The 26,736-nt window shown below is 50.6% G+C and carries 17 protein-coding genes and 4 pseudogenes; 14 read left to right on the forward strand and 7 right to left on the reverse strand.

What is annotated here, in order from left to right; all coding sequences use genetic code 11:
• Positions 1 to 3 precede the first annotated feature (3 nt).
• From A7975_RS09600 to A7975_RS09610, 3 genes and pseudogenes are all read left to right on the forward strand, one after another.
• On the forward strand, positions 4 to 1,731 hold the full coding sequence (locus A7975_RS09600; RefSeq protein ID WP_082198115.1) for an alpha-1,3-galactosidase-related protein: 1,728 nt from the start codon (positions 4 to 6) through the stop codon (positions 1,729 to 1,731).
• Between the two features lie 72 nt (positions 1,732 to 1,803).
• Positions 1,804 to 2,583: pseudogene (locus A7975_RS09605) on the forward strand (glycoside hydrolase family 95 protein); the annotation flags it as partial.
• 8 nt (positions 2,584 to 2,591) lie between these two features.
• Entirely contained in the window at positions 2,592 to 3,275 is a 684-nt protein-coding gene (locus A7975_RS09610; RefSeq protein ID WP_065385046.1) for a glycosyl hydrolase family 95 catalytic domain-containing protein, read from the forward strand.
• A 149-nt stretch (positions 3,276 to 3,424) separates the two neighbouring features.
• Here A7975_RS09610 and A7975_RS09615 read toward each other — a convergent pair whose 3' ends face one another.
• The 5 genes from A7975_RS09615 to A7975_RS09635 form a co-directional block, all read right to left on the reverse strand.
• Entirely contained in the window at positions 3,425 to 4,042 is a 618-nt protein-coding gene (locus A7975_RS09615; protein WP_065385047.1) for a histidine phosphatase family protein, read from the reverse strand.
• Positions 4,043 to 4,095: 53 nt separating this feature from the next.
• Positions 4,096 to 5,856, reverse strand: a complete 1,761-nt coding sequence (locus A7975_RS09620) for a methyl-accepting chemotaxis protein (protein ID WP_082198117.1) — start codon at positions 5,854 to 5,856, stop codon at positions 4,096 to 4,098.
• A 9-nt stretch (positions 5,857 to 5,865) separates the two neighbouring features.
• Entirely contained in the window at positions 5,866 to 6,327 is a 462-nt protein-coding gene (locus A7975_RS09625; protein ID WP_065385049.1) for a DinB family protein, read from the reverse strand.
• Between the two features lie 139 nt (positions 6,328 to 6,466).
• Complete coding sequence (locus tag A7975_RS09630; RefSeq protein ID WP_065385050.1) at positions 6,467 to 7,129, reverse strand: response regulator; 663 nt, start codon at positions 7,127 to 7,129, stop codon at positions 6,467 to 6,469.
• Complete coding sequence (locus A7975_RS09635) at positions 7,126 to 8,310, reverse strand: sensor histidine kinase (RefSeq protein WP_255314246.1); 1,185 nt, start codon at positions 8,308 to 8,310, stop codon at positions 7,126 to 7,128. Before A7975_RS09635 ends, A7975_RS09630 begins: the two co-directional genes overlap by 4 nt.
• 795 nt (positions 8,311 to 9,105) lie before the next feature.
• Here A7975_RS09635 and A7975_RS09640 point away from each other — a divergent pair.
• Both A7975_RS09640 and A7975_RS09645 read left to right on the forward strand, forming a co-directional pair.
• Positions 9,106 to 9,603: an MFS transporter gene (locus tag A7975_RS09640; protein WP_141680263.1), complete on the forward strand. Its 498-nt coding sequence runs from the start codon at positions 9,106 to 9,108 to the stop codon at positions 9,601 to 9,603.
• 302 nt (positions 9,604 to 9,905) lie between these two features.
• Positions 9,906 to 10,400 (forward strand): annotated as a pseudogene (locus A7975_RS09645) (nitroreductase family protein); the annotation flags it as partial.
• A gap of 346 nt (positions 10,401 to 10,746) precedes the next feature.
• Here the strand turns inward: A7975_RS09645 and A7975_RS09650 are convergent.
• Positions 10,747 to 13,332, reverse strand: coding sequence for a beta-mannosidase (locus A7975_RS09650; protein ID WP_483295912.1), 2,586 nt, complete (start codon positions 13,330 to 13,332; stop codon positions 10,747 to 10,749).
• On the opposite strand from A7975_RS09650, the gene A7975_RS09655 reads away from it, so the two are divergent.
• The 9 genes and pseudogenes from A7975_RS09655 (at position 13,331) to A7975_RS33615 (ending at position 26,268) form a co-directional block, all read left to right on the forward strand.
• Positions 13,331 to 14,254: a helix-turn-helix domain-containing protein gene (locus A7975_RS09655; protein ID WP_255314247.1), complete on the forward strand. Its 924-nt coding sequence runs from the start codon at positions 13,331 to 13,333 to the stop codon at positions 14,252 to 14,254. The two genes, A7975_RS09650 and A7975_RS09655, sit on opposite strands and share 2 nt — an antisense overlap.
• Positions 14,255 to 14,431: 177 nt before the next feature.
• On the forward strand, positions 14,432 to 15,325 hold the full coding sequence (locus tag A7975_RS09660) for an ABC transporter permease (RefSeq protein ID WP_065385053.1): 894 nt from the start codon (positions 14,432 to 14,434) through the stop codon (positions 15,323 to 15,325).
• A 3-nt stretch (positions 15,326 to 15,328) separates the two neighbouring features.
• Positions 15,329 to 16,225: a carbohydrate ABC transporter permease gene (locus tag A7975_RS09665; RefSeq protein ID WP_065385054.1), complete on the forward strand. Its 897-nt coding sequence runs from the start codon at positions 15,329 to 15,331 to the stop codon at positions 16,223 to 16,225.
• 100 nt (positions 16,226 to 16,325) lie between these two features.
• Positions 16,326 to 18,020 (forward strand): type 2 periplasmic-binding domain-containing protein, encoded by a 1,695-nt coding sequence (locus A7975_RS09670; protein ID WP_255314248.1) that lies wholly within the window; start codon positions 16,326 to 16,328, stop codon positions 18,018 to 18,020.
• Between the two features lie 202 nt (positions 18,021 to 18,222).
• Entirely contained in the window at positions 18,223 to 20,067 is a 1,845-nt protein-coding gene (locus tag A7975_RS09680; protein ID WP_141680264.1) for a cache domain-containing sensor histidine kinase, read from the forward strand.
• Positions 20,060 to 21,670: a response regulator transcription factor gene (locus A7975_RS09685; RefSeq protein WP_065385056.1), complete on the forward strand. Its 1,611-nt coding sequence runs from the start codon at positions 20,060 to 20,062 to the stop codon at positions 21,668 to 21,670. The genes A7975_RS09680 and A7975_RS09685 overlap by 8 nt, the downstream gene beginning before the upstream one ends.
• 591 nt (positions 21,671 to 22,261) lie before the next feature.
• Positions 22,262 to 24,763 carry a glycoside hydrolase family 27 protein gene (locus A7975_RS09690; protein WP_065385057.1) on the forward strand — a complete coding sequence of 834 codons (2,502 nt, stop codon included), beginning with the start codon at positions 22,262 to 22,264 and terminating at the stop codon, positions 24,761 to 24,763.
• Positions 24,764 to 25,675: 912 nt separating this feature from the next.
• Positions 25,676 to 25,807 (forward strand): annotated as a pseudogene (locus A7975_RS35395) (NUDIX domain-containing protein); the annotation flags it as partial.
• Between the two features lie 230 nt (positions 25,808 to 26,037).
• Positions 26,038 to 26,268, forward strand: coding sequence for a hypothetical protein (locus A7975_RS33615; protein WP_141680265.1), 231 nt, complete (start codon positions 26,038 to 26,040; stop codon positions 26,266 to 26,268).
• A gap of 249 nt (positions 26,269 to 26,517) precedes the next feature.
• On the opposite strand, the pseudogene A7975_RS34465 reads toward A7975_RS33615, so the two are convergent.
• Positions 26,518 to 26,736, reverse strand: a pseudogene (locus A7975_RS34465) (IS110 family RNA-guided transposase); the annotation flags it as partial.

The following is a 26,736-nucleotide window of genomic DNA, read 5'->3' on the forward strand; positions in this document are numbered from 1 at the left end:
TGTATGGCAGTAGCAAGCGTAAATGACAGCAGTATGGTGAAACTTGAATTTGCACAGTTTGGCGGCAAGCCGGACTCGGGAGAAGACGCCGTGCCTGCGATGAAACGCGCGATTGAAGCGGCCTCGCGGATAAGCGGGACGGCTGTGACGCTCGTCGTAGAACCGGGACGGTATGATTTTTATACCGATTTCGCCGAAAGATCCGTCTATTATGTGTCTAATACGGCTAGCGAAGCAGAAAATCCGAATCCGGTTAAGACGATAGGGATCTGCTTGAAAGGTCTGAACGATTTCGTGCTCGACGGCGGCGGCGCGCTCTTCCTATTCCACGGGAAAATGACCATGCTCGTGATCGACGATTGTGAGCGCATCGAGATTTGCAATCTGAAGTTCGATTACGCCTGGCCGACAGTCGTGGAGATGAAAGTGGAGAAGACGGCGGCGAATGCGGATACCGGCACCTACTTGGACATTAGTGTACATTCAGACTCCCGATATGAGATTAGGGATGGTTTGCTATTTTGGGTCGGGGATGGCTGGAGCTTTCGGGACGGTCCCATGCAAATCTTTGATAAAGCGAGCAATTCGACTTGGCGAATCGATAACGTGTTCATGCAAGCCCTACGCGCCGAAGAGCTGAATCCGGGGAGGATCAGGCTTCACTACGAGCTGTTGCCCGATATTGCCGAAGGCTGGATTCTGCAGGCACGGGACGGTATCCGCGACCAAGTGGGAGCGTTCATACACAGAAGCCGCGACATTCGTCTGGAACGCATTGGCGTCCATTTCATGCATGGACTTGGCATTGTAGGCCAGTTCAGCGACAATCTGAGCTTCAACCGACTCGACATGTCTCCGCGTCCGGAGACGGGCCGGACCGTGGCGGCGTTTGCGGATTTCGTGCACCTGTCCGGCTGTAAGGGCCGGATCTTCATTACGAACAGCCGTTTTGTCGGTGCTCATGACGATGCCATCAACGTGCACGGCACGCATCTACGCATTGTTGGGTTTCCGTCCGCCAATCAGGTTCTGGTTCGGTTCATGCATCCGCAAACATACGGCTTCAAAGCCTTCCATGCAGGCGACGACATCGAATGGATCAAGAAGCGTTCGCTTGTATCCTCGGGCAGCACCCGGGTAACGGATGCGAAGCTGATCGAGCCTCGTGTGATGCTGCTTACCTTGGAAGCGAATCTACCGGAGGGCATTGAGGAGGGAGATGCCGTTGAGAATGCAACATGGACACCGGAAGTGGAAATCACGGACAACTATTTCGCCCGCATTCCGACGCGGGGGGTACTGGCGACGACGCGAAAGCGGACGGTCATCGCGCGCAACGTATTCGAGCGGATGCGGATGAGCGCCATACTTGTCGCAGACGATGCGGCGTCGTGGTACGAATCCGGTCGGGTGGAGGATCTACTGATTCAGGAGAACGGGTTCATTGAATGCGGAAGCGGCGAACTGGCGGTTATAGCCATTGTGCCGGAGAACGTGGAGATCGATCCAGAATCGCCGGTCCACCGCAATATTCGGATCGAGGACAATCTCTTCCTTATGTCGCAAGCACGGCTTTTGGACGCCAAGAGCGCCCACACGCTGCGCATCAGAAACAATGTGCTCATGACGGTGTCCGGCTTCGAATGTATAACGGAGGTGAATGAGGGCATCCGATTGACGGCTTGCACCGATGTGGATATTTTTAATAATTCGCTTGGTGCTATTAAATAATTTATTATTCGGTGCAAGCAGCGGTGGGACTACAAATAACAGAGGTGTTAAACGAAACATCAATATAACAAACCGGCTTCCGTATGGACGGAAGCGCTGCCTCTTGGCAACGGGCGCATCGGCGCCATGGCATTCGGCGGAGTAGAACGCGACAGAATCGGGCTCAACGAGCATACGTTATGGTCAGGGATGCCGAAGAAAGGGAGCAATGGGCACGCAATAGAGGTGCTTTCCAAAGTAAGGGAGCTTGTGAGAGAAGGGCGATATGCAGAAGCCGATATCACCTGCAAGGAGATGATGGGCCCGTACACGCAATCCTATTTGCCGTTCGGCGACCTGCACCTGACCTTCGGGCACGGAGATCTGCACCACGATTACAGCCGTTCGTTGGATTTAGAGAATGCCCTTGTTCGCGTCGAATATAGAATCGGCAATATCGTGTATACCCGCGAAATGTTCGTTTCGCATCCGGATCAAGTGCTGATCGTACGGCTAGAGGCCAGCGTGCCGGGGGCGCTAGATGTTCGTGCCCGTCTGGACAGCGCCTTGAGGCATTCGGTTGCGGTGGATAATGGGAAGTTCGTTCTGCGGGGACTTGCGCCGGAGCATGTTTCGCCTAACTACCATGAAGTCGATCATCCAATCGTTTACGGGGACGAAACTTCGGAAGCAATGTGCTTCTCAGGATATCTGCATGCCGAGGTGGATGGCGGAATGTTGAACGTCGATGCGGCCGGTATTCATGCTACAGGAGCTACGCGCATAACCTTGTACTTCAGTGGGGCAACTAGCTATAACGGGCAGGACACAGCCAAGGCAAAGATGCGGGAGCGACCGCGCTCGCTTATCTAGAAGGCGCGTTGCTTCGGTCGTACGACGAGGCTCGCAGCCGCCATATTGCAGACCATCGTTCGCTCTACGACAGGGTAAAGCTTGATCTAGGTAGCAAGACGAAGCCGAATACAATGCCTGTCGGTGAACATATGGAGACTTACGGAGCAAGCGATCCGTCGCTTATCGAGCTCTTGTTTCAATACGGGCGATATCTGTTGATCGCAAGCTCACGACCTGGCACGCTGCCTGCGAATTTGCAAGGCATTTGGAACGCTTATACCCGTGCTCCATGGAGCAGCAACTGGACGCTAAATATCAATGCGCAGATGAATTATTGGTCCGTGGAGACAGCTAATCTGTCCGAATGCCATGATCCGTTGCTCGATTTCATCGGTAAGCTTGCCGTTACCGGCAAACAAACGGCCAGTGATTATTATGGAGCCCGCGGATGGGTGGCACATCACAATACGGATATATGGGGACACACGACGCCAGCGGGCGGCAATGGAGCGGGCGATGCCTCATGGGCTATGTGGCCGATGGGCGGCGTATGGCTCGCCCAGCATCTTTGGAAGCATTACGCATTCAACTGGATTGTATACTTTGGAGTTGCTGAAACGGATAGAACGTTTGAATGGACAAAAAACATATACGCACCGCGATTGCGAGGCGTGTATGTTTTTTTCTTAGTCAATGACCGTGATATTTGAAGAGACGACAAACAACTGGATCTGTCGCGCTGTACCCGAATACAAGTTATCAATTATCGACTTGTATGCAACTTATTAATGCTTTAGCCGATCGAAACCCATGTTGTAGCAACGCTAGAGGTTGGTGATCAACTGGTCGCGCCGCAACCCTACGGGAGTGGATAGTGACTGGTGTCCCCATGAAGGACGATCTTGGCCGTTTGGCCCAAGATGTCGACTCTCGACAGGCTGGCAGGTTGAATTTCGGTCGATTTCCATAGTTGCTTCAAGTCAGTTCCCTGAAAATGTGCCATGAGAAGCTTGATGACGATGGTATGTGTAACAATAAGCAACGTCTTCCCAGAGTGTTTCCGAATGATCTCATTGATCAGATTCAACGCTCTCGTTCGCACTTCTGCATACGTCTCGCTATTTGCGATTGCGAACTCCTCCGGGTTATTCCAGAAAAGATCCCATTGCTTGGGGTAATGGGCTTGAACCTCCGAATGGATGTGTCCTTCCCATATCCCGAATCTCATCTCCATAAGTGATTCGGATGATGTCAGAGGAATTTCTCTTTCTCCTCGCAAGATCTCTGCGGTTCGCATCGCCCTTGGACTCGGACTTGAATAAATCACGTCTATATGCACTGTATCCAATACTGCTTTTAAACTCTCAGCCTGATGTGCGCCTAGCTCCGTTAAGGGGGAGTCCATTTCCCCTTGCATGCGATGGACCACATTCCATTCCGTCTCGCCATGGCGTGTCAAGTATAGTCTCGTGCTCATGAACAAAACCTCCGATTCCCATTATCATGATCATAACGTGTCTCCCTCTCCCTTCACAACCTAAACCGTTGAACCATTCGAAGCATGTCCTCGGAGATTCGGTTCATTGAGTCGGCCGAGGCCGAGATTTCCTCCATGGCAGCGAAATGTTGCGCGGCGGCCGTAGAAATTCCCTGTGCCAGATCGTTGGAACGCTCCGCCATATGGTCGATTCCCAGCAATGACGCGGTAAATTCCTGCGAGCTCGCGGAGATCTGTTCAGACGCCGAAGAGGTCTGACGCACATGGTGTACGGCGCCGCGCGTGGCTAACAGGATTCGATTGAACGCTTCGCCGGATTGTTGGATGAGGTCCGCTCCGACAGTTACCTCGCGCTCCCCCTTGTCCATGACCGCAACGGCGGTTTCGATATCTCCACGTGTATCGCCGATCAGCTCCGCGACCTGCATGGCGGATCGTTGAGAGCGCTCCGCCAGCTTTTTCACCTCGCCGGCGACGACGGCGAAGCCTTTGCCCTGATCACCGGCCCTCGCCGCTTCGATAGATGCGTTCAGTGACAACAAATTCGTCTGCGCGGACAACTCGGCCATCGCTTCGGCAATCTCTCCAATGTTACGTGATCTCTCGGCGAGACGGCTGACTATGGACGACAGGTCCTCCACGGTGGAAGTTATCGCCCCCATCTGCTCCGAAGATCGAATGATGAACTCGTTGCCCTGTTCCGCATGGACTAATGTGGTTAGTGAAGCCTCATGAGCCAGCGAAGAGGAAGCGGCTATGCGCTGCGCATCCTCCGCCAATTCCTCCATGGCGAGCGTGCTTTCCCGCAGGCTCCTCTTTTGCGTATCGTTGCTCGTAGCGACTTCCTGCGCGGAGGTGGAGATGCTGTCCGTCGCTTCCGTCGTCTCCAAGAAAGTCGCGGAAAGGTCACGCGAGGCTGATGACAAGGAGGCGGCATGATCAAGCAGCCCCTGAGTCATAATTCGTAGACTGTCCCGCATCATAGAGAATGAGATGAACAGGTCGCCGATTTCGTCCCGACTTCGAATGACTTCACTATCGTTCGGCGATAGATCGCCATCCGCGATCTTCTTGACCTGGCGGGTCAACAATACAATTGGCTTGGAGAGCCGCATGGCAAACAGAATAATAACGACGGCGCCGGCCACGAGGCAGCCGACTAGTGTATACAACGTACCTTGCACGATACGTTTTTGCCCCGCCTTGTAGTCTTGAATGTACGATCCTGCCACGAGGGTCCATCCCCAATTCGGATCTTTCAGTGAGTAAGCAATTTTCATGGCCTCTGCAGAATTATCAGGCAGAGGCCATTTGTAGACGGTGAAGCCACCGTCCGGTTGTCCGCTCTTACTAAGCATATCCCGAATATGATAGAAGCCGTCGCTCGTCTGCTGATCATAGAGGTTTCGTCCCTCCAGCGAAGGATGCGCCAGCAAATCGCCTTTATCGTTAAGTATAAAGAAGTAACCGTGCTTCCCGAGATCGATATTCGTATTGATGGTCCTCGATCCGTCGGCTTGCTTGGGACCGAGAAGTAGCTGCTTCACTTGCTCCTTTGCGGCTTCCCTGTCGAGCGATCCTTTCGTCGCTGAATCCTCGAACGCCAACATGACCTCTGAAGCTATTTTGACCGTGTTACGCAGGTTCGCCCTCATTTGCATATCGCTCTCACGTGCCGTGACCCATAGGCTCATGGCAGCTATCGTCAACATCGTTACGACGAGTATGGGAAGGGTTATGAACAACAGTTTGTTTTGAATAGAGAATCGCCATTGGTTTACTCTTAATCTCATAGGAGTGCTCTACTTCAATGCTTTCAACATGGCGGAGATATTGCCCACATGGTAGGAGGCATGAAGAGTCGTGGAGACGACCAGTTCTCCTATCGTTTCGGCTTTGAAGAAGTTTTCCTTCACAGGTTGTTCGAGCTTTTCCTGCAGCCATCCCCGCAGTTGCAAAGGCTGTGCCTTAAGTTGTTCGATCAACGCTTCCCATAACGGAGGTTCGTCCAGCCAATCCGAAGGTTTCGTGCCGTATCCGAAATAAGCCATGTATTCCGACGGGAGCGTCAACGCTTGTATATTGCCGGATAAATACAAAATATGAAACTCTGTGGAGACAAGCACGTGTCCTACATGCCAGTGAATCGTATTGTTGAAACCATCTGGCACCTTATTCCGCGCGTCCACCGGGCATCTCTCCGCAAACTCCAGAAGTTTGGTGTATTGGTCGTTCAATACATCGAATACAAAGTCCTCTCTCATAGCGCTTGTTCCTCCTCTTGTCCATCATACGTCGGTCTTATTCCGACATACTATGATTGTAGCAAGGACAGCGCCTACGCAAATGTGCGAACGGTCATGATTAAAGGTTAGGCTCTATGCCAAAAGTAATGTTATTGCTTTAAGGGAGCCTGCGAACCGCAAATATTGCCGCCTGCGTTCGATCGCGTAACCCGAGCTTCGCCATCACGCTAGACAAATGGTTCTTGGCCGTCCCTTCCGTAATATAAAGAACACTAGCGATCTCTTTATTGTTCAAGCCATCGGCAAGTAAGGCCAGCACTTTCTTCTCTTGTTCGGTTAATCTGGCGAGTTCTTCGTTGTCATTTTTCAAAAAAGAAGGGATTTGCCTCGGGCTTCCGGCCGGCTCCTTGTTCAGACCTTTCAGCAGCATCGACGTAATCTCGGGCTGAAGAACCGTTCCTCCATTGCAGATGGCGTAAATCGCACTGACTATCGCCTCGGAGGGCATATCCTTGAGCAGATAGCCGTGCACCCCTTGATCCAATGCCTGCAGGATAAGCTCCTCGTCGTCAAACGTGGTCAGGATAAGTATTTTGGTCTCCGGAAAGTGCTTAAGGATGAGCGCTGAGGCTTCCACACCATCCATTCCCGGCATCCGGATATCCATTAACACTGCATCGGGACGCCACTCTATCACTTTGGCATAAGCATCTCTCCCGTCCGCAGCTGTACCGACTACCTCCATATCCGGCTCCAAATTCAAAATCGTTGCCAACCCTTCGCGCATGAGCCTCTGATCGTCCACCACGAGAATTCTCATTGTTCCGCCTCCATGGCTAGTACTGGATACGGAAGACTCACTTTCACAGCAAAGTCCTTATTTCCTTTCTCTCCGAAAGAAACCGCGCCGCACCATTCCTTTACTCTTTCTTGCATGTTCAATAAGCCGAAGCCTGGCTTCAACTTACCAGGCAGCACCCCATCGTTGCTTATCAACATCGAAATCTGCCCCGTATCGTAGACCAGTTCGATGGAGGCTCTATTGGCCCGTCCATGCTTCTTCGCGTTCGTTAGCGACTCTTGGGCGATGCGGTATGCTGTCAGCTGAAGATCGCCCGGTAGCGGAACCGGATCACCCTTCAGGTAAAACCGTGTCTCGACCTCCGCGTACTTTGTGAATTCTTCCGACAGTTTCTTCAGACACTCAGGCAGAAACGTCGATTGCACAGGCTCGTCCCGTATAGTTCGTACCGCTAACCGAATCTCTTGCAAGGAAGATCGCAGCAATTCCTCGCATTCCGCATAGATCCTTTCGCTCTGTTCTGGACCCACTAGTCTAAGCTTGCGGGCTGCTTGCATCTGCACGATCAGTCCCGTTAATTGATGCCCCACCGAATCATGGAGCTCCCGCGCGATCGTGACCCTCTCCCTGGCAGCTCCTAATTCTTCCGCCTGTAGAGCATATTCCTGTAGACTCTCGTGGGTTTCCTTCAAATGCGTGTACAAGTGAAGAACATCCTGGCGAGCGCGTTGGTAGAATTGAAGCAATACGGACACGATGCTGGCAAAAAGAATAAAGGAGCAGGTTATAAAGTAACTGATCGCGTCCAGTCGATTGTATAAGTGCAAATCAATGGCGATCATGATCGCCAGGTAGACTAAGAGAAGCGTCACGCAAGTGAAGACGAGGGATCGGAAGTTCTTCTGTAACATAAGAATAGCCAACGCTGTTATGCCAACTAGTAGCTGATTAGGAACTTGTCCACCGATAAAGACGTAGCCGTAAGCTGCCGAAACCAGAAAATCAAGAATCAGGACTCGGATCAATACGTTCTTGTGTGAATTGGCTTTTGGTAAAAGAAATCGAACAAACAAAAAAACGGCTATCGAAAGACCGATAAAGCTAAGTCTCCAGAAGAAAGCAGTCGATGTGTGATAATAGACGATCCCTGTTACCGCGAGATTCGCAATTAGCTTTAGTGCGAAGAATAGTTTCCACAACAGAAGAGCATTTCTGGTTAAAAAAGTGGTCGAAAGCATATAATCATTAATTCCCTTCGATTGGCTGGCTGCGATTTGCATATAAAAAATAACCGCGCAAAGACGCGGTTCTGTGGATTCTTATGAATGGCGGGCTCGAAGCAACTCGAACGTCCAACACCGGTATAGAAACAGATGTTCTATCCACTGAGCTACAGTGCCACAACAATAATCATTATAGCATATACAAGCGCTAGTGACATAGCTAATTGATTGTATACAACTCGATACATATCAATGGGAACGTCTCAAAGTCCTGAACGAAAAACCCAAGGTGGACGCATAGACATCGATGACAGGAAGATGCTCAGGTGGCATGCTCCAGATGAACCGTTCAGGAGCGTCGTGGCGTGTTTTATGCAAATGAACACAGATGATGAGGCACATCGATCAAATTTGTTTATTGTATATAAGATTTTTTTTGAATTGATGGGGAACGGTGTTAATAACATATATTAGCATCGGGGGGGATGTTCGGTGAAATGGTTACAAAAGTGGATGCATGAGTCCGGTTATCCGACGATATTGGAAGACCACCATTCCAGCGATAATTCTACTATTTTGATATCCGTGGATTTAGACCAAAATTAAGAGATATTCAGAAAAGTATTCAATAACTGTTTCGATATTGTTTTTCACGATGTTCTGCTTGCTGATCAAAACCAGTGGCTAATTATTTATATTACAAGTCTTGTTAATGAATCGTTAATCGACAATCACATCTTGAAGCCTTTGATTAACGAAAAGCCAGACGGTTTGGATAAACAAAAAATCATTGCAGGAACGACAATGGTGACTGCTATGTCTCTATTTGCCATATTCATTGGTGGTTTGTGTGTAAAAGGTATGGCGAAACGATTTAAACAGGCCATTATTCCTCTCGTAGTCCTACTATATGGTGTTGCGTTTGTGATGATTAGCGTAACGCATTTGCTAAGCCTAGTGATTTTGAGTGTTTCCTTAATAGGTTTTGGGTTTGGGTTAGTTTATCCAATGCTCATGGGGAGCATTATGGAGGCAGCTCCAAAAAGTAGACTTACTTCAGCCATATCAATGTTGCTTATTTTCACTTATTTAGGTCAGTTCGTTACACCAATCGTCTTAAATGGTATTCAACTAATAGGCGTCTCGACACTTCGAGGAACTTTCTTGACACTGGGGATCATAACTGGAATCGCTTTTATTTTGGTTTCCGTCTATGCGGTAAGTAAATCCACATTCAGAATGAAATTTGGTAGTAATTCTGTGGGTTAATGAAAAATGAACTAAAACCTACTTTATTACACCAATGTCAATCTTCTGAAGGGCATTCAGCATTATTATCTTGAACTGATAAATGATATGGCGAACCAAGTGATTGTCACTTGCTGGAACGCGGCTAAGAGGAGGAAATCACTATGTCTAATGGAGCGGACACGCAAGATCAATCGTTTTCTGCGGTCATCCGCGGACGCTGATCCGTGCGAGCATATGATTCAAGCTTCAAGATAACACGCGAAGAAATGAATGATCTGCTGGGGGAAGCCATTCTTGCGCCGTCTTGAGGCAATCTTCAGTCTTGGCATTTCCTTGTAATTGATGACGAAAAGATGAAATTGAAACTGCTGCCAGTCGCAAACAATCAACAGCAAGTGGTCGACGCTTCCGCCTTTATTGCGGTTCTTGCAGATCTGGAGTATTACAAGCAGGCTGAGACGATATACGGTCGCGCATCTGAAGCAGGATTCATGTCTAAAGAAATAGCTAAATCATTCGTGGAGCGTATCATCGCCAAACATCCTACAGTTTCTTCCGAAATGAGAATGAAGATTGTTTCGACGGATGCAGGCCTCGTTTCCATGGCACTAATGCTAGCAGCGCGGGCACGCAGCCTCGACACGGTGCCAATGGGCGGTTACGATATTGATAAATTCAAGGAGACATTTGGTATCAGCGAACGTTATCTACCGATTATTCTGATTGCTATTGGTAAGTCGATAAAACATGGCCATCCTACGGTCCGCTTGTCGGTGGATGAAGTGACAAGATTTAACCAAATGCACAAAGAATAATGATCTCACTTATTAATAATGAGCTTTCGAATCCCGCTCGAATACTGACGTATCCAACCACATGCAGGTTGGAGATGCTCTCCGTTTGAGTTTTATGGTAATCATAGATGACACCCGGTGTTACGCTATGTCTGGTGCGATAAAGATGTGAAATAGTCCAATAATGACAAAGATGCAGCCGATCTAAGCGAGCGGCTGCATCTTCTAAGCTATACCAGCTAAATTCTTGTCAACATACCTGGCAAAACAACTGCTTGCTATTCCCCATCTAATCCGCAATTATCGATAACGAGGCCATTCATTTCAGTTCAAAGAAGGGAATGGCGTTTCTAAGTCACTTGTGCACTTAGACGTAAGTGTCAAACAGGCTGCAGACGCAGAGCTGTTTTCGGAATTGCGACAGCGATAGCGCTGTCGATAAGCTGCTCTTCGGTACCACGACTCGCTTCGGGATAGATGCTGACAAATCAAAGATGTTATCACTCCAAGATGCGTCCGCATCGCGCAGATCGAGTAACACGAACTTTGCGAACGCTTCTGCACTTAGGCTTACGACGTATTGGTCTTCCTCTTCGGCGACTTCAGCAGTGATGTGAGGGTCGAGGTATTCGAAGTGCTTCGACTTGACGAACAGCGCCATCCCGCCGCTCACTTCCCGGCCGTCTGTCGACAGAGTAAACTCTAGGTAACGCTGTCGGAGCTTGTCCGGCGTATCTAACTCGGTACCGAGCGCCAGCGCGACAACTTCACGGCAAGAGAGTGCATCCGCAATCACCGGTGTTTCCCCGGTTCGAATCACTTCGGAGCGGCGGTCGAGCAGGCGCCAACTCAGCAGTCCATCGAAGCACTCGAGCGTATCGTTCGTTACATGCAGCGACACGTCGGTCCCTTCCTCGCAAGCAGAGACTAACACTGGGGCGAAGAAGCGCTTCGCAGCGTGCTGTGTCGCTTTCCAACGGCCGAAGTAATCGAGGCTCGACCAGGACGCGCCTGGCCAGATGTCATTGAGCTGCCAATAAATCGCGCCCATGCACCGACCGCGGTTCCGCCGCCAGTGCTCGACGCCAACACGCATCCCTTCAGCCTGAATGAGCTGAGAGACGTACAATAGCGATTCGAAGTCTTTTGGATATTTGAAATATTCGCTGATATAGTAGAGAATTTTCTCGTTGCCAGTGCCGTTCTTCTGGTGTGCTTCCATGACGTAAGAGAAGATGTTGCGGTCTTCCGGCAGCGTAAACGACTCTACCGTCTTGAGTGACGGGAATGACTGCAACCCAAACTCGGACATAAACCGCGGGAACAACGTCCGAAATTCGTTAACCGGCTTCCGGCCGTGCCAGACGTCCCAGTAGTGCATATCTCCGACGTTTTCCAGATTCGGATCGTCAATGCCTCCGTATGATGACGGAGACGAACGCCAGTAGAACGTGTTCGGATCAGTCTCCGCATTCAACTCGGGGAGAAATTGCTCGAATTGGAGCAGATAAGCATCACGCAGCTTCTCGCCGTATCTTTCCGTCCAGCCCCAGTTAGCCCACGCGTATTCCAGCTCGTTATTTCCGCTCCATATGCCGAGGGAAGCATGATGGCGAATGCGCTTTACGTTGTCGATTGTCTCCTGGCGAATGTTCTCACGGAAGGCGTCATTGAAGTCATAGGCGCCGCATGCGTACAAGTGGTCCTGCCAGACTATCAGTCCTAGCCGGTCGCATGCATCGTAGAATTGATTGTCGGGATAATAGCCGCCGCCCCAGACGCGAATGCAGTTGAAGTTTGCTTCCGCGCAGCTCTGCAGCAGCCGCTCAGTCCGTTCAGGGCTCAGCCGGCCGAATACATTATCTTCTGGGATGTAGTTGGCCCCCATGGCGAAGACGTTTCGGCCATTAACAACGAATTCGAACGATTCTCCCCACTCGTCCTTCTCTTGCCTGACAACAAGCGTACGCAAGCCGATTCGGAGCGTTCGACCATCGGTTTCGACCTCATTGCTCCGTAAAATGACCCGCAGTGCATACAGTGGCTGCTCTCCATAGTTGCGAGGCCACCAAAGCTGAGGATTCGTTATTTCGAAGCTGAGCGATGTGCTGGCAGAATCTGAGATCGCTTCGTTCTCCAATAAAGTACCGTCTGGAGCTTCTAGCACGGCATACACGGTCAATTCGGCGTCCGGCATCAATCGCACGGCTTCGATACGGACATCGAGCCGAACGGTACCGGCCTCATGGTGCTGCGTGATGCAGACGTCGTCGATCCGGCCTTGATCATAGCCGAGAATCGAGATGTCTCGCCAGATGCCCGCATCGGGTATCTTAGGCCCCCAATCCCAACCGAACATACTATGCGCCTTGCGTAGATGAGATATGCCCGGCACTGCGTCGGCGCAGCTCGTCAGATGGTATTCCTTGTCCTTCTCGATGACGAATCGCGTTGCCGAGCGGATGACGACGCTAATATCATTAAGCCCGTTCCGAAGCGCATCCTTGATGTTTGTCTCGTACGTGCGGTGCATATTATCTGTATTCAGCACGAGCACACCGTTAATCAACACCTCGCATAGCGTATCCAGTCCTTCACAGCGGAGCAGGACGGTGTCGCGTGCGAGCAGTGCCGGGTCTGCCTCGAAGTTTCGCTGGTATTCGTAATCAAATTGCGACAGCGCTAGAGCGGCCATCTCGTTATCACGATAAAAAGGGTCTTCCATTTTGCCAGCCCGAAGCAGATCGTTGAAGACAGAGCCGGGGACGACGGCGTCGATCCATTCGTGCTCGTCGGTTCGCTTCATTCGCCAATTGCCGTTCAGCAGTAGTGACTGCATTTCGATACCTCCCGATTTCCACATGATATTTGTGCTAATTATGTATTCTTCCCATCCCGAAAATGGGTTTTCACAACCAGAAACAGCTAGATCATAACATCGGTAACTCGGCATGTCTTGTAATCAAATCGCGGATTATTGTGCTATATTAACATCAGATTTGAGTTCATCCTCATTAGGAACAAGGGGGTATAAAAGATTGAAGGCTAATATGCTTCGCGCCGCGAAGTTGATCGATCCGCAGGTGCAATCCAACTGCCATATCGTAGAATCCATTAAGTACGCTTATCCGCTGCATGATCACGACTTTTACGAAATCTTCGTCATCCTTGCCGGTCGTTGCATGCATCTGATCAACGGTGAGATTCAGACGCTTGAAGAGGGAGAGATGGTGTTCATCCGCCCTGGCGACAAGCATGGCTACGACTTCAGCGGCGAATCCGACTGCAGGTTCATGAATGTCAACTTCTATTCGGAAGCGGTTGAGAGCGCCTTCGAATTCTTGGGCAGTCCCGGTTTCTCAGCGAGGCTGAAGCGGGCGAAGCAGCCGCCGCTCCTCCGACTAGCGCAGCCCGATATGGACGCTTTGACACGCAAAGGCAACCAGATCATGGTGTATTCTACGATCGACAAGTCGAAAGCGCGCTCAGCGGCCCGCAGCTGGCTGGTTGATGCGCTGGCGCTCTACTTCTTTGAGGATCGGGATGAGAATCAGAAGGCGATGCCACCATGGCTAGATAATCTGTTACTTGAGTTACAGAAGAAGGAGAACTTCGTCAGTGGTCTGGTTCGTCTGAACGAGCTGACGAGCCGCAGCCCCGGGCACTTGAATCGCGTGTTCAAGCAGTATTTGCAGACGACGCCGACCGCTTACCTGAACCGCTTGCGCCTCGCCCATGCCCGAAACCTGTTGCTCACGACGAGCATGGACATTATAGAAGCTGCCTATGAAGCAGGCTTCGACAATTTAAGTCACTTCTATCATCTATTCAAAAAGCAATACGGCGTCTCCCCCGGCAGAATTCGCTCCTCATGAACTTGTGAGAACCGCCTTTTAGCCTGCAAGAGAGATAGCTAACCCAAATAGCTATCTCTCTACCACAGTCAGAACTTTTTTTTGATCAAATCCAATCAGAGCGATAATAATCCAATCGTTGTGACATTGTTGCCCTCTGGAGCCTGCCCGTATAATGGGTCCTAGAGAGGTGATCTTATGCTAGCAAGAGTAGCCAAATACCGTTGGCAATATGTCATGATCGCGCCAGCCGTCGTCCTGTTGTTCCTATTCAGCTACATTCCGATGGCAGGTATCCAGGTCGCGTTCAAAGATTTTCACATCGGCAGCACGATCTGGAACAGCCCGTGGGTCGGGCTCGACAATTTCGAATTTTTACACGACGAACAGTTCTGGGTCGTGGTCCGCAACACACTGTGGATTGCTGCGCTTAAGTTCGTCTTCGGTTTTCCCGCACCGATTTTTCTAGCGCTACTCATTAACGAGGTGCGGCACAGCGGGTTTAAGCGGTTCGTGCAGTCCGTCAGCTACTTGCCGCACTTCTTTTCTTGGATTGTCGTGGCTTACATTCTACAGTCGCTGTTGACGCTAGACGGCGGACTTGTCAATCAATTCATCACTGACCTCGGGGGCGAACAGATCTTCTTCCTCGGCTCGACCGAATGGTTTCGGCCGATGATCGTGGCAAGCGGGCTGTGGAAGGAAGTGGGCTGGAACACGATTTTGTACTTGGCAGCGATTACGACGATCGATCCGCAGCTATACGAAGCAGCTCGGGTAGAAGGAGCCGGTCGGCTGGCTCAAATTCGTCACATTACGTTCCCCGGCATTCTCCCGACTGTCTCGATCGTGCTTATTCTGAGCATGCCGAGCCTGATCGCCGTCGGTATGGATCAGATTTATCCACTTATGAACCCGGCTAACCAGCCAGTCGCGGACGTACTCGACACGTACATTTTGCGCAACGGCCTACAACAGGGTTACTTCGGGCCTGCGACGGCAATCGGTTTGCTGTCCTCCGCCATCAGTCTCATTCTCGTGCTAGGGACGAATCGATTGTCCCGACGGCTAAATGGGGAGGGACTCTGGTAACCTATGAAACGTTCCGCAAGCGAATCGATAGGCCAGACGCTCATTATAGGGCTTCTCGCGCTACTCTGTCTTTCTGTGCTGTATCCGTTTTTGTACATGCTCGCCATCTCGCTTAATGTCGGCAGTGACGCAGCCAAGGGCGGCGTCTACCTGTGGCCTAGGGAGTTCACGCTGTCGAACTTCCAGGTTGTGCTAGGCAACGCAGTCATCCGTCATGCGTATGGCATCACCGTACTGCGTACCATTATCGGGACAGCCCTTGGCCTGCTTGTCACCTTGCTGGCCGCCTTCGGCTTGTCCTATCGCGGACTTCCGCTGAGGGGGACGTTACTTGGCTACGTGCTTGTTACGATGTTATTCAACGGCGGTCTTGTTCCGTTCTATATCCAGCTTCATCATTTGTCACTGCTCAATTCGTTCTGGGTGTATATCATCCCGAGTGCCTTCTCGGCGTGGAACATGTTTGTCATGATGAAGTTCATCCAGGGCATCCCCGATGCGCTCATCGAATCGGCTGAACTAGACGGCGCCGGTCCTCTGCGAACATTGTGGTCGATTATAGTCCCATTGTCTAAGCCAATGCTTGCTGCGATCGGGCTGTTCACCGGCGTCATGCACTGGAACGACTGGTTTGCCGGCGCCTTTTTCGTCTCGGATCAAGATCTGATTCCGGTACAAACGTTCTTGCAGCAGCTGCTGTCAGCACAGGATCTGTCGTCCGTGCTAGGTTCCAACAACAACATCGAAGCGATGGCCCGTGGAACGCGACTGTCAAACATTACGTTGATGTCGATCAAGATGGCAACTGTCATGGTGAGCGCTATCCCGATTCTGTGCGTCTATCCGTTTCTTCAGAGGTACTTCGTCAAGGGCGTGCTCATTGGCTCTGTCAAAGGCTAGCCGCTAAGCGGCCGAGCTAACATCGCACAGCTATTGCGCCATTTTACTGGGTATAAGGCTTCATCCTATACCAAATTGAGACTAGGAAGGGGACACATCAATGGTTTTACAGAAGATGAAAAAAAGCAAGAGTATGATCGCATTTGGGCTTACCCTGTTGATGATGGGGATGACAGCATGCTCTAGCGGGGGAGGCAACACCAACGAGCCTGCTTCGTCCGGAACCAGCACGTCTGCGCCTGCTTCATCCGATCTGGAGAATTCTGACGAGCCGAAGGCTTTTAAACTTTGGCTTGGCTGGAACGCTACGATCAACAACGACAGCATGGTTCAAACGTATTGGCGGGAAAATGAACCGAAGATCGACGTCCAACTGGAAGCGACGCAGGGAGACAGTTTGACGGCGCTTAACCTGAAGCTGAACGGTGGCGGCTTCGATGACGCTGCAGTATTCGCTCGTAACGATGTCGTCAATTCAGCAATGATTCGTTCGGGTCAAATACTACCGCTTGAGAAATATTTCAACATGCCAGAAAAGTATCCAAGCCTTGCTGCCATACCGAAGAAGTACCTAGAAGCGATGAAGGACGCGGACGGCCATATCTGGTCTATTCCAGGCTGGTTCGACCAAAATCCTGACAATCCATGGCCGGGCTGGGCTTCTCTCGGCTGGTTTATTCGCACCGACGTGCTTGAGAAGACCGGTCTGACGAAAGACGACTTAAAAACGCTCGATGGTGTGGAGAGTTATCTAAAAGCCGCCTCTCAAGTGACGGACGCGTCAGGAAAGAAGCTCATACCGTTCGACTTCCTTTCAGAAGCGAGCGACGAGAACGTCATTTTAAGCACATTCGGCGTCTCGACGGCAACGGCGGGTGGCGTCATTCCCGTGGAGAAGAATGGTAACGACTACCAGTTCATCTATGACGATCCACAGTACAAGGCAGCCTATCAGTGGATGAACAAGCTGTACAGTGAAAATCTGCTCGATCACGAAGTTATAACAGACAAGACGGAGCGTTATCGCGAAAAGGTGAAGTCCGGACGCATCGCAATGAACGCCGGCGGCTTCTTCAATATGGATGCGCACATCTGGGAAACACTTGACGGCCCGACGGAAACGGCATGGTATTACGACACGATTCCTTATCCGCAAGTGCCGGGCGTCGACCAAATAGGGGCGAATCAGATCGTTAATCCGTACCCAGGTAACGATATCTATATTAGCAAGGATACGAAAAACCTCGATGCGGTCCTTTCGTTCATGAATTATATGCTGCAGCCGAAACCGGAAATGCAACAAATTGCAAACGAAGGCCCAGCAGGCGTCTTCTGGGACTGGACTGACAAGCCGTTAGGCAAGTGGCAGTATACCGATCCGGCGTATCAAGTTCCTCACGATTCGGGGGATGCAGCAAAGAAGGCAAGCACGACGCCTGAGTTGTACGGCTTGTCCTCCTACAGCAACGAATGGTATCCGTGGTGGAACGTCGCGGTTATGGAGCCGAAAGGTCGGCAGAAGACGATCGACTTTACGGAAGCGATTGGCAAGATGGGCGGTGTTCGTGTAGCCGAGCCGTACGACCGGGTGAAAGCCAAAACCGGCGGGCTGTGGGAGAAGTACTTGCCGGAACTTGAGAATGTGCGTAAAGAGTACAAGGCCAAATTGCTGATGGCCAAAGACGACGAGCAGTTTGAGTCTGTTTGGAATGACTTCCGTTCCGCGCTAGAAAAGCGGGCCCACTGGAGCGAACTTAAGGAAGAATGGCATGCGGAGCTGCCTCTGACGAGCTGATCGCCTGCGTCTCCGAAGTCCGAAAGGAAGCCGTCGCGTTCGCGATGGCTTCCTTTTCCGGCTTTTGGAAGACGTCGAAGCTAGTAGACAAACAGCTCGACGAGCTATGGAAGATTTCCGCTGCATTCCTGGTGCGAGGTTGTATGCTTGCCGAATAGAGGTGACCGTAATATACTCCGTTTATCGAAGGGGAGGAAAACGCTTGAGAAGACATCTAGAGAAGTGGATCATCGGGGTTACCCGCAAGATGAACTTGCACAGTAAAATTCTCGTGTTGTACGGTCTTATTCTGCTGCTACCGACGCTCGCGCTAGGGACCGGTGCTGTCTATCTGGTCATCCACAGTTTTAATCAGAGTTATATGTCTGCTGCGGACGAGGCGGTTCGGCAATCGGCTAGAATGGTGGAATTCAGCAAGATGAGTTACGACCTGCTAGCGGTAAGGACGGCAACTGACGGAGAGTTAATCGCTCGGCTCGGACGTGAATATACAGATATGCCTGAGATTGTAGACACGGTCAATTACGTCGACCGAACATTTTTGATCACGAGTAAATATTTGCCCGGTATCGCTGACTTCCGGATTTATCATACGAACGAGTCGCTCGTTCAGGACGGTCAATTGCTGTGGCGCCCTGAGGATCGGAATTTGTCCGGCATGGACGAGCGGTCCTGGTACCGAATAGGGATGGAATCTGACACGCCTTTGTTATGGAGCAATGTACCGAACAATCCTAAGATGAACATCATCACCCGCAAAATCATTGGTCCGAGCGGCGAACTGCTTGGATTGGTTTACATTTTGCTCAATTATGACGCCGTGTTCGGCGAACTGCTCGATCATCCGTTTAAAGGCAGTGGCAGACTGTATATCGTTGATATGAAGCATCGCATTCTTACTGCCTCCGACCCAGCCAGTATTGGTAAGCACATCCTACTGAAGGGCGAAGCCGCCACTGACGACACTCCCATAAGCGACGCCGGTACGAGTGAGAAAGGTGGAAACGTACTGGATTTAACCCAGACACGGGAATTGCAGATCATCAAGCCGCTACAGTCCGGTTGGCAGGTCGTCGCATTGATTCATAAGAAGCGCATGGATCACCAGAATCTAACGATTCTGCTGCTGATCGTTGGCATCACAGCGCTTTTCCTGTTGCTGTCGGTGTCGCTCATGATGGTGATCGTTAAGAACATCGTCTGGCGCATTCGCAAATTAGGTGCCCGTATGAGCGACGTTGCACAGGGAGAATTCGATGTGACGGTGCGCAACCAGAATCGGGATGAGCTCGGGGATCTGGAGAACGTTTTCAACTCGATGTCGGAGCGGCTCGGGAAGCTCGTTGAGGACATAACCCGCGCCGGGCTCATGGAGCAGGAGCAAGCGTTCCGTTCGTTGCAGGCACAGATTAACCCGCACTTCATCTACAATTCGCTCGGTCTGCTCCGATGGAGGGCGATGGATGTGAAAGACGACGAGCAGATTCGGATCATCGACGCGCTAACCACCTTCTACCGACTAACACTAAACAACCAGATCAGCGTCATTCGCGTGAGGGACGAACTGGACCATGTGAAGGCGTATCTGGACATCTGCCAGTTCCGCTATCCGGGCCGTGTGCGCGTCGAATGGGAGATCGACGAGGCTGCACTCGACTGTTATACGATTAAAACAGTATTGCAGCCGATCGTCGAGAACTGTTACCAGCACGGAGCAATCGCCCGTCAGCCGGACGCCCGGATCGTCATTTCCGCCGTTGAGGTAAATGGACGGCTTCGCCTATCCGTGTACGACAATGGCCTAGGCATAGCGGAGAAAACGAAATGGGAACTCGAGACGGGCACTTACGTGAGTAGCTCGTCTAAGGCGTGGAGCAACGGGAATGGCTTTGGCATCGCGAACATTAGAAAACGGTTAGCACTTTACTTCGGTGGAGACGCGACGTTAAAGTTCCTCGGGGAGCGTGGTGCCTGGACGAGGGTCGAGCTGGATATGCCAACCCGGTCTTCGCCACCGCAGATCAGAAGGGAGGCTCAAAATGATTAACGTGCTTATTGTCGACGATGAACCGTCCAACCTATATGGGCTGGCGCGCAATATCGATTGGGAAGCACTTGGCTATGGGGCACCGGCACTTTTCGAGTCGGGGGAAGAGGCGCTGGAGGAGTTAGGAAGTGCATCGTTTGATGTGCTGATCTCCGACGTGGCGATGCCCGGTATGACCGGAATCGAACTCGTTGAACAAGCGAAGCTGCTGAACCCGCAGCTGCAGGTTCTCATGATCAGCGGTTACAGCGAATTCGAGTTCGTACAGGACGCCATTCATGTCGGTGCACAGGCCTACGTACTGAAACCACTCAAGCCGGACGAGGTGAGCACCCGGTTGACGTCGTTCCGAACAACCATCGAGAAGATGCGCCACGTTGTCGAGCAGACAACCGAACTAGAGAAAAAGTTAACTGGTAGCATGAAGCTCGTCAAGGAACGTTTCGTCAGTGATCTGATCGCAGACATGCCGCTGACAAATGAGTTGATCGTGTCGTGGAGTGGGCTGTTAGAGCTCCCAGACATCGTAGAGGGGTATCAGGCAATAGTATTTGGCCTCGATTCGTTCGGCACGGCGGGACGCGAAGCGAAGGAGCGGATGCTCCTCGGCAACAGCTTCAGGCAGACGGTCGAGGTCGCGCTGTCCGATATGGAGTCGGTTTACATCGCTCAGACGAATCCAGAGGAACTGGTCGCAATACAGTTGAATCCGACCTCGGAGGAGAGAGTCAGATTGGAGAAACAACTTGCCTTCGTTCAGAGCATGATGGGCGACCGCTTTGGTGCGAAGGTAACGATCGGTTGTAGCCGCCTGGCCGACCGATGGGAGGACTGCGTGCTCGTGTACAAGGAGATCAAGTTCGCAATGGCCAAGTCGCGCCTTGTTGAGGATGGGCAGATCGTCCGATATAACGGCGGCGACGCGAGCGAGTTTAAGGATTACCGGTTGCGCGAGGAACTGATTCCGAACATTGTCCGACTCATGGAAGAAGGGGATGCGGCGAAAGTAGGCGGATATATGAACCGAATACTGGATGTGGTTTTGTCCCAAGAGCCGGTTTCCTACTCGTATGTACAGGCGTTCGGTATGAGTTTTCTAAGTGAGTTGATCCGAACCTTAAAATGGAACAACGCGCCGGAAGGTGACACGAACATCCTCATGTGGCGTCGCATGCTCGATTGTGGCAGCACGGGGCAGATCGTGGAGCTTCTGGTAGAATACGTGGACCGTTACATGCAGGTCGAGAAGAAGGACCGACTCCAACAGCAGCATCATCTAATTCGTATGGTAGCCGATTTTATCGAGGAGCGTTTGCAGGAGAATTGGACGGTAAAACAACTCGCTGAGCAGTTTGATCTGAACGCTAGCTATCTGAGCGTGCTATTCAAGCGTGAGATGGGCAAGACGATCTCGGAGTTCGTACAGGCGACTCGAATTCAGATGGCGATCAAGCTGCTGCAGGACCCGAACATCAAGATGTATGAGGTGGCAGACCGAGTCGGCATTCAGACGAAGGCCTACTTCACGTACTTGTTCAAGAAGATAGTAGGCTGCACGCCGCAGGAATATCGCAACTACGGGTACAAAACGGATGATTGCTAAGCAACGTTTTCGTGACGGTAATGCGAACGGAGGCGGTAGTGGCAGATGCAACTCCTAGAGCCTGCAACGATAACAGCCGCGTCGACTTTCAACGCCAGCAAAGAAGGACCCGTAACGATCACGGTAACAGTGGCAACAACGACTTCGAAAACACTGGCCCATAGCATAATTACCTCCACATACGGAAATTTAACGCTTCCCGCGCGCTGAACCAGCGAGGTCAGATTTCAAAACGAAGTTATAATATCAATTGCGGCTGGTGTGAACGACAAAGAGCTCAGACTCAAGAGTGACAAGGTAATGAATACCCGCTCGCTCTCGAACACGGGCACGTTGGTCATTTCGGTTCGCGGACTGACCTGGATGCCGCAAACCGTCGCACTTCAGCCGACCGCCGATCATTCACGATCCTGTTTCACACCCTATGTAAACAGTAAAGTTATACCTGAAAGCGCTTTAATGTACCTTGTCCAATAGTCTTCACAGCAACTATGATCGAAGCAAAGAAAGCGCTGTCTTACCAGGGTACACCTGCAATAAGCTAGCTGAGCGTTCTTGACGTTATTCTATCAAAGTGAAGGAGAGGATTTTATGAAGAAGGAACTACACAAAGCAATAGCAATAATAAGTGCTAAGAGGTATACAACGATCAAACCGGCAGTCTCGATCGTTCTGGGACTCATCATGTTGCTGACCGCCAGTTTAGGAGGGTACGGCTTCCCACCGCCCCATGTCGCGGAGGCGGCGAACAACGGATTGGCACTGAAGCCGCTCATGGGATGGAGCAGCTATAGTATGCAGGTGTATTCTGGTAACGGCGCCTGGAACACGGCGGCGCAGCTCAAAGCGCAGTCGGACGCGATGCATCAGAATCTGCAATCTCACGGATACGAGTACATCAATGTGGATGCAGGCTGGAACGACGGCATAGACGGTTACGGTCGGCCTGTTCCGAGCACGACGCTTTATCCGAATGGATTGAGCGAAGTCATTAATTACGTGCATGCAAACGGTCAAAAGTTCGGCCTTTATTTTATTCCGGGAATCTCACCTCAAATCTACAACGCCGATCTGCCGATATACGATGCACCTGGTTGCTCGACGCAGGACATTGCCGTCCAACCGCTGACTACCGCGGATTATTGGGGCTTGGGCTACAAAATCGATTTCGACAACCCATGTGCCCAAAAGTACGTTGATTCAATCGTAGATCTAATCGATTCGTGGGGCGTCGATTTCGTAAAGTTCGACAGTGTTACCCCCGGCTCTGGACATAATAATACGTCGATCGATGCCCGCGATGACGTCATCGCTTGGTCGCAAGCGCTGAGCGCTCGTGGCATATGGTTCGAGCTCTCGTGGGCACTCGATCACAACTACGTCGACACTTGGAAGAAATATGCCAACGGATGGCGGGTCAATTGGGACGTCGAATGCTATTGTGTTAATACGGCACTAACGAGCTGGCCGAACATCGCGCGGCTGTTCCCAGATGCGGCAGTCTGGTGGCGGGACGCTGGCCCGGGCGGTTGGAATGATTTCGACTCACTCAACGTCGGCAACGGCGCAATGGATGGCCTGACACAGGACGAGCGGCGGACAGCAATGTCACTGTGGGCGATGTCCTCAGCACAGCTATATATAGGCAACGATCTTACAAATCTAGACGCCTTCGGTCTGGCATTACTAACAAACGACGAAGTGATCGCCGTCAACCAAGCAGGCAGGCCTGCCCATCCTGTATCTACTTCGACCAACCAACAAGTCTGGTACGCTAACAACGGCGATGGCACATATACCGTCGGATTATTCAATCTCGGTTCCACTGCCGCGACGGTGACAGTCAATTGGAACGACATCGGCCTGAACGGCGCCGCGACGGTCCGCGATCTCTGGAGCCACAGCGACCTCGGTTTGTTCAACACGGGTTACAGTTCAATCAATTTGCCGCCACACGCATCGCGATTGCTCAAGGTGAGGGTAGCCGGCGGCTCCGTGACAGCCAACAACGACGATACTGGCGTCAAGTATACGGGCGCCTGGCAGCGCAGCTATAACCGTGGAATCGGTGATTATCAAGATGATGTACATTTTACCCAGACAAATAACGATGCCTTTGAGTATACATTCCAGGGCACTGGGATTGACCTGATTACGGAAAAAGCTCCCGACCAAGGTAATATTGACGTCTATATCGACAACGACTTTAAAGGAACGGTCAGTACGTATAACGCCACGCGGCAGACGCAGCAGACCGTTTACAGCATAAGTGGACTAGCAAACGGCTCACATACGCTGAAAGCCGTCAAGAAATCAGGTACTTATATGCTGCTCGACAAGTTGCGCTTTTTCGTGGCGTCTCCGCTCCTTGTGAACGATACGGATCCGGGCTTTACGTATTCGGGCGTTTGGACGCTAAACAGTGCCAGAGGTTTCGGCGATTATCAGGACGACGTCCACTTCACACAGACGAACAATGATTCTGTGCAATACACATTCAACGGAACTGGAGTCGACCTCGTTACTGAGAAGGAAGCGGCGCAAGGCGAAATCGATATTTACATCGACAATGCCTTTAAGCAAACTGTTAACACCTACAATCCTTCGCGTCTCGTCCAGCAAACCGTGTATAGCATAGGCGGTCTCCAAAGCGGCACGCATACGATCAAAGCTGTGAAAAAGAACGGTACGTTCATGCTGCTCGACCAGTTGAAAATAAAAAGCAATCGCATTCAGTACAACGACACCGACCCCAACATCGTCTATACAGGTTCTTGGTCGCTGAATAATAATCGCGGCTTCGGCGATTACAACAATGACGTACATTTCACCCAAACAAACAACGATTCATTCCAGTTCGCTTTCACGGGAACTGGCGTCGAGCTCATTACGGAGAAAGATGCGTCACAGGGCAATATCGACATCTACATCGACAATGTGTTCCAGACGACGGTCAACACGTCGAGCACAGCGCGGCAGGCCAATCAAGTCGTCTACCAGGTGACGGGATTGACAAGCGGAAGCCATACGCTTAAGGCTGTCAAGAAATCCGGTACCTATATGCTGGTCGATTCCATTCGAGTTATGCCCTAAGTGATCATAGTAGACAGCAATGGAATCGTCAAAACCGGATGGAGATGTCCCAAAAGTATGTTTATTTACTTGACAAGAAAGTGTACTTGTTGGAAAAGTCAGTGGAAATAAAGAAATCGCGGTGCTAGAGAGGTAATCCTGATATGTTCCTCATACGGTAGACAGGTGAAATAATCAAAGCCTGTTTACTGTAGGGGAGCATTTTCTATGCCTAAAAATAAACTGAATGCTTAGGAAAAATTGGCTATACTTCTAGAGATCGAAGCTGGTAACATTGGAGTGAGGATAGCTTTTAAAATGTATGGCTGAGCCACGACTACGCTTGCAAATTGGCAACGTTGTTATCGATTATACGGTTACGAGGATTTTAGATCCGCACCCACAATCGTAGTTATTCCGAAAAAATCAAGTATTAAGCGGTTATGTATTATCTAAACGGGGCAGCTTAAAAACCTATGCAGGTGGAACAACAGCTATGACCATGGGACGGAAGACAACATGGCAGGAGAGGATTGGCATTGTACAGTACTGCCTTGCGAATGAACAAGACTACACGAAGATAGCAATGCAGTTTTAGGTATCTTACCAGCAAATGTCGGGTGGATGAGAATGTATTGATAAAAAAGTCTGTATATAAGGGGGGCGAGACCCTTAGCCTCCATACCCGCCAAGGAAAGCCTGACCTCGTGAGGTCGGGTTTTTTGTTTTTATTTTAATAAAAGGCAAATTTTTGTTCAGCTATAACGGGCAGGATACTGGAAATCATTTGATGAAATATACAGCGGGGTGTTTGTATTGAGTGAAAATGAGCATTGGCATCGACATTTAGGTGCATATGGGATTTGTTTGAATGATGATAAACTATTAGTTATTTAAAAGGGAGGTGGTTCATACTTCGGACGATATGACCTACCTGGCGGAACGGTTGAAGCAAATGAATCATTAGCAGCGGCTGTGCAAAGAGAATTCCTTGAGGAAACTGGAATTAACGTACAAGTTAAAGAGAATGTTGGCGTTTGTGATTATTTGATTCCTTATGAATGACACAAAAGGGGCACTTCTCATATTCATCATATTTCCATGTTTTATTTGGTTCAAATACTCGTTGGTACTCTTACGCAGACTCCTGAAAAGTTTGAAGGGCAGGATTCACTTGGTGCATTATGGCTACCGATAAAAGAAATTACTGCTAACAATTCTTCTCCACTCGTTCTTCAGGTAATTCAATGGCTACAAACGAAAAAGCTATCCATTGAGTTCCAGCGATTGGATAATTGGGTAGTGTTAAAGTAGAAGCCATTACGCTAGCGGTGAACTATAACTTCATAATCACCAAGACGAGGCAGCCGGCATTGAACGGCAGCCTCGTTGAACTCCCTTGTTACGATATGATTTTCTCACGAATGCTCGCTTATTCGCAGGATTTCGCCCGTATGGTAAAGGGTGAAGACAAGAAGGGGGAATACCGTATTAGACTTCGGCAACATGAAGGCGTACGGGAATAGGGGGGGATAAAGCTGCCCCATGTACTTCCATTTACTGCACGCTTTCTCCACGCCGCCCTCGGAGGTCTTCACTCCGATGTCTTAACGGGTCTATGCCTTCTCATTCCTTCGTTACGCCTATCCAAGGGGTGGAGGCCGGTCTTGCTAACGGTACGGGTCGGTGTTGGTTCAATGTATCCGGTACTCCGTGCTTTCTTTGAAATCCTGCGAATAAGCCAAAACTCGTACAACGAAACGGTAGGGCGTAGGTTACGCTGCTAGTTGAATTGGTAAGGTTTTAGGTGGGTTGTAGGCTTCGCCTCGGCGAGCCATCCCAACAAGTATTCGAGCTAGTTTGCCACAAAGTTTCATAATGGACCTTATTTTCTTCATCTTCTTTACCTGTACATTGTAGGCATGCATGGCTTTGAACTCTGGATTGTTAGCGACTAAACTCATGGTCATCAAGAAAATGAAACGGCGAAGGCG

The sequence above is a fragment of the Bacillus sp. FJAT-26390 genome, assembly GCF_001682865.1.
Lineage (GTDB): Bacteria > Bacillota > Bacilli > Paenibacillales > Paenibacillaceae > Pristimantibacillus.

Bases quoted from the DNA above. Each gene is read 5' to 3' on its own strand.
- A7975_RS09600 (WP_082198115.1), top strand. From the start codon at position 4: ATGGCAGTAGCAAGCGTAAATGACAGCAGTATGGTGAAACTTGAATTT.
- A7975_RS09615 (WP_065385047.1), bottom strand. From the start codon at position 4,042: ATGAGCACGAGACTATACTTGACACGCCATGGCGAGACGGAATGGAAT.
- A7975_RS09620 (WP_082198117.1), bottom strand. From the start codon at position 5,856: ATGAGATTAAGAGTAAACCAATGGCGATTCTCTATTCAAAACAAACTG.
- A7975_RS09625 (WP_065385049.1), bottom strand. From the start codon at position 6,327: ATGAGAGAGGACTTTGTATTCGATGTATTGAACGACCAATACACCAAA.
- A7975_RS09630 (WP_065385050.1), bottom strand. From the start codon at position 7,129: ATGAGAATTCTCGTGGTGGACGATCAGAGGCTCATGCGCGAAGGGTTG.
- A7975_RS09655 (WP_255314247.1), top strand. From the start codon at position 13,331: ATGTCTTGTAATCAAATCGCGGATTATTGTGCTATATTAACATCAGAT.
- A7975_RS09650 (WP_483295912.1), bottom strand. From the start codon at position 13,332: ATGCCGAGTTACCGATGTTATGATCTAGCTGTTTCTGGTTGTGAAAAC.
- A7975_RS09660 (WP_065385053.1), top strand. From the start codon at position 14,432: ATGCTAGCAAGAGTAGCCAAATACCGTTGGCAATATGTCATGATCGCG.
- A7975_RS09665 (WP_065385054.1), top strand. From the start codon at position 15,329: ATGAAACGTTCCGCAAGCGAATCGATAGGCCAGACGCTCATTATAGGG.
- A7975_RS09670 (WP_255314248.1), top strand. From the start codon at position 16,326: ATGGTTTTACAGAAGATGAAAAAAAGCAAGAGTATGATCGCATTTGGG.
- A7975_RS09685 (WP_065385056.1), top strand. From the start codon at position 20,060: ATGATTAACGTGCTTATTGTCGACGATGAACCGTCCAACCTATATGGG.
- A7975_RS09690 (WP_065385057.1), top strand. From the start codon at position 22,262: ATGAAGAAGGAACTACACAAAGCAATAGCAATAATAAGTGCTAAGAGG.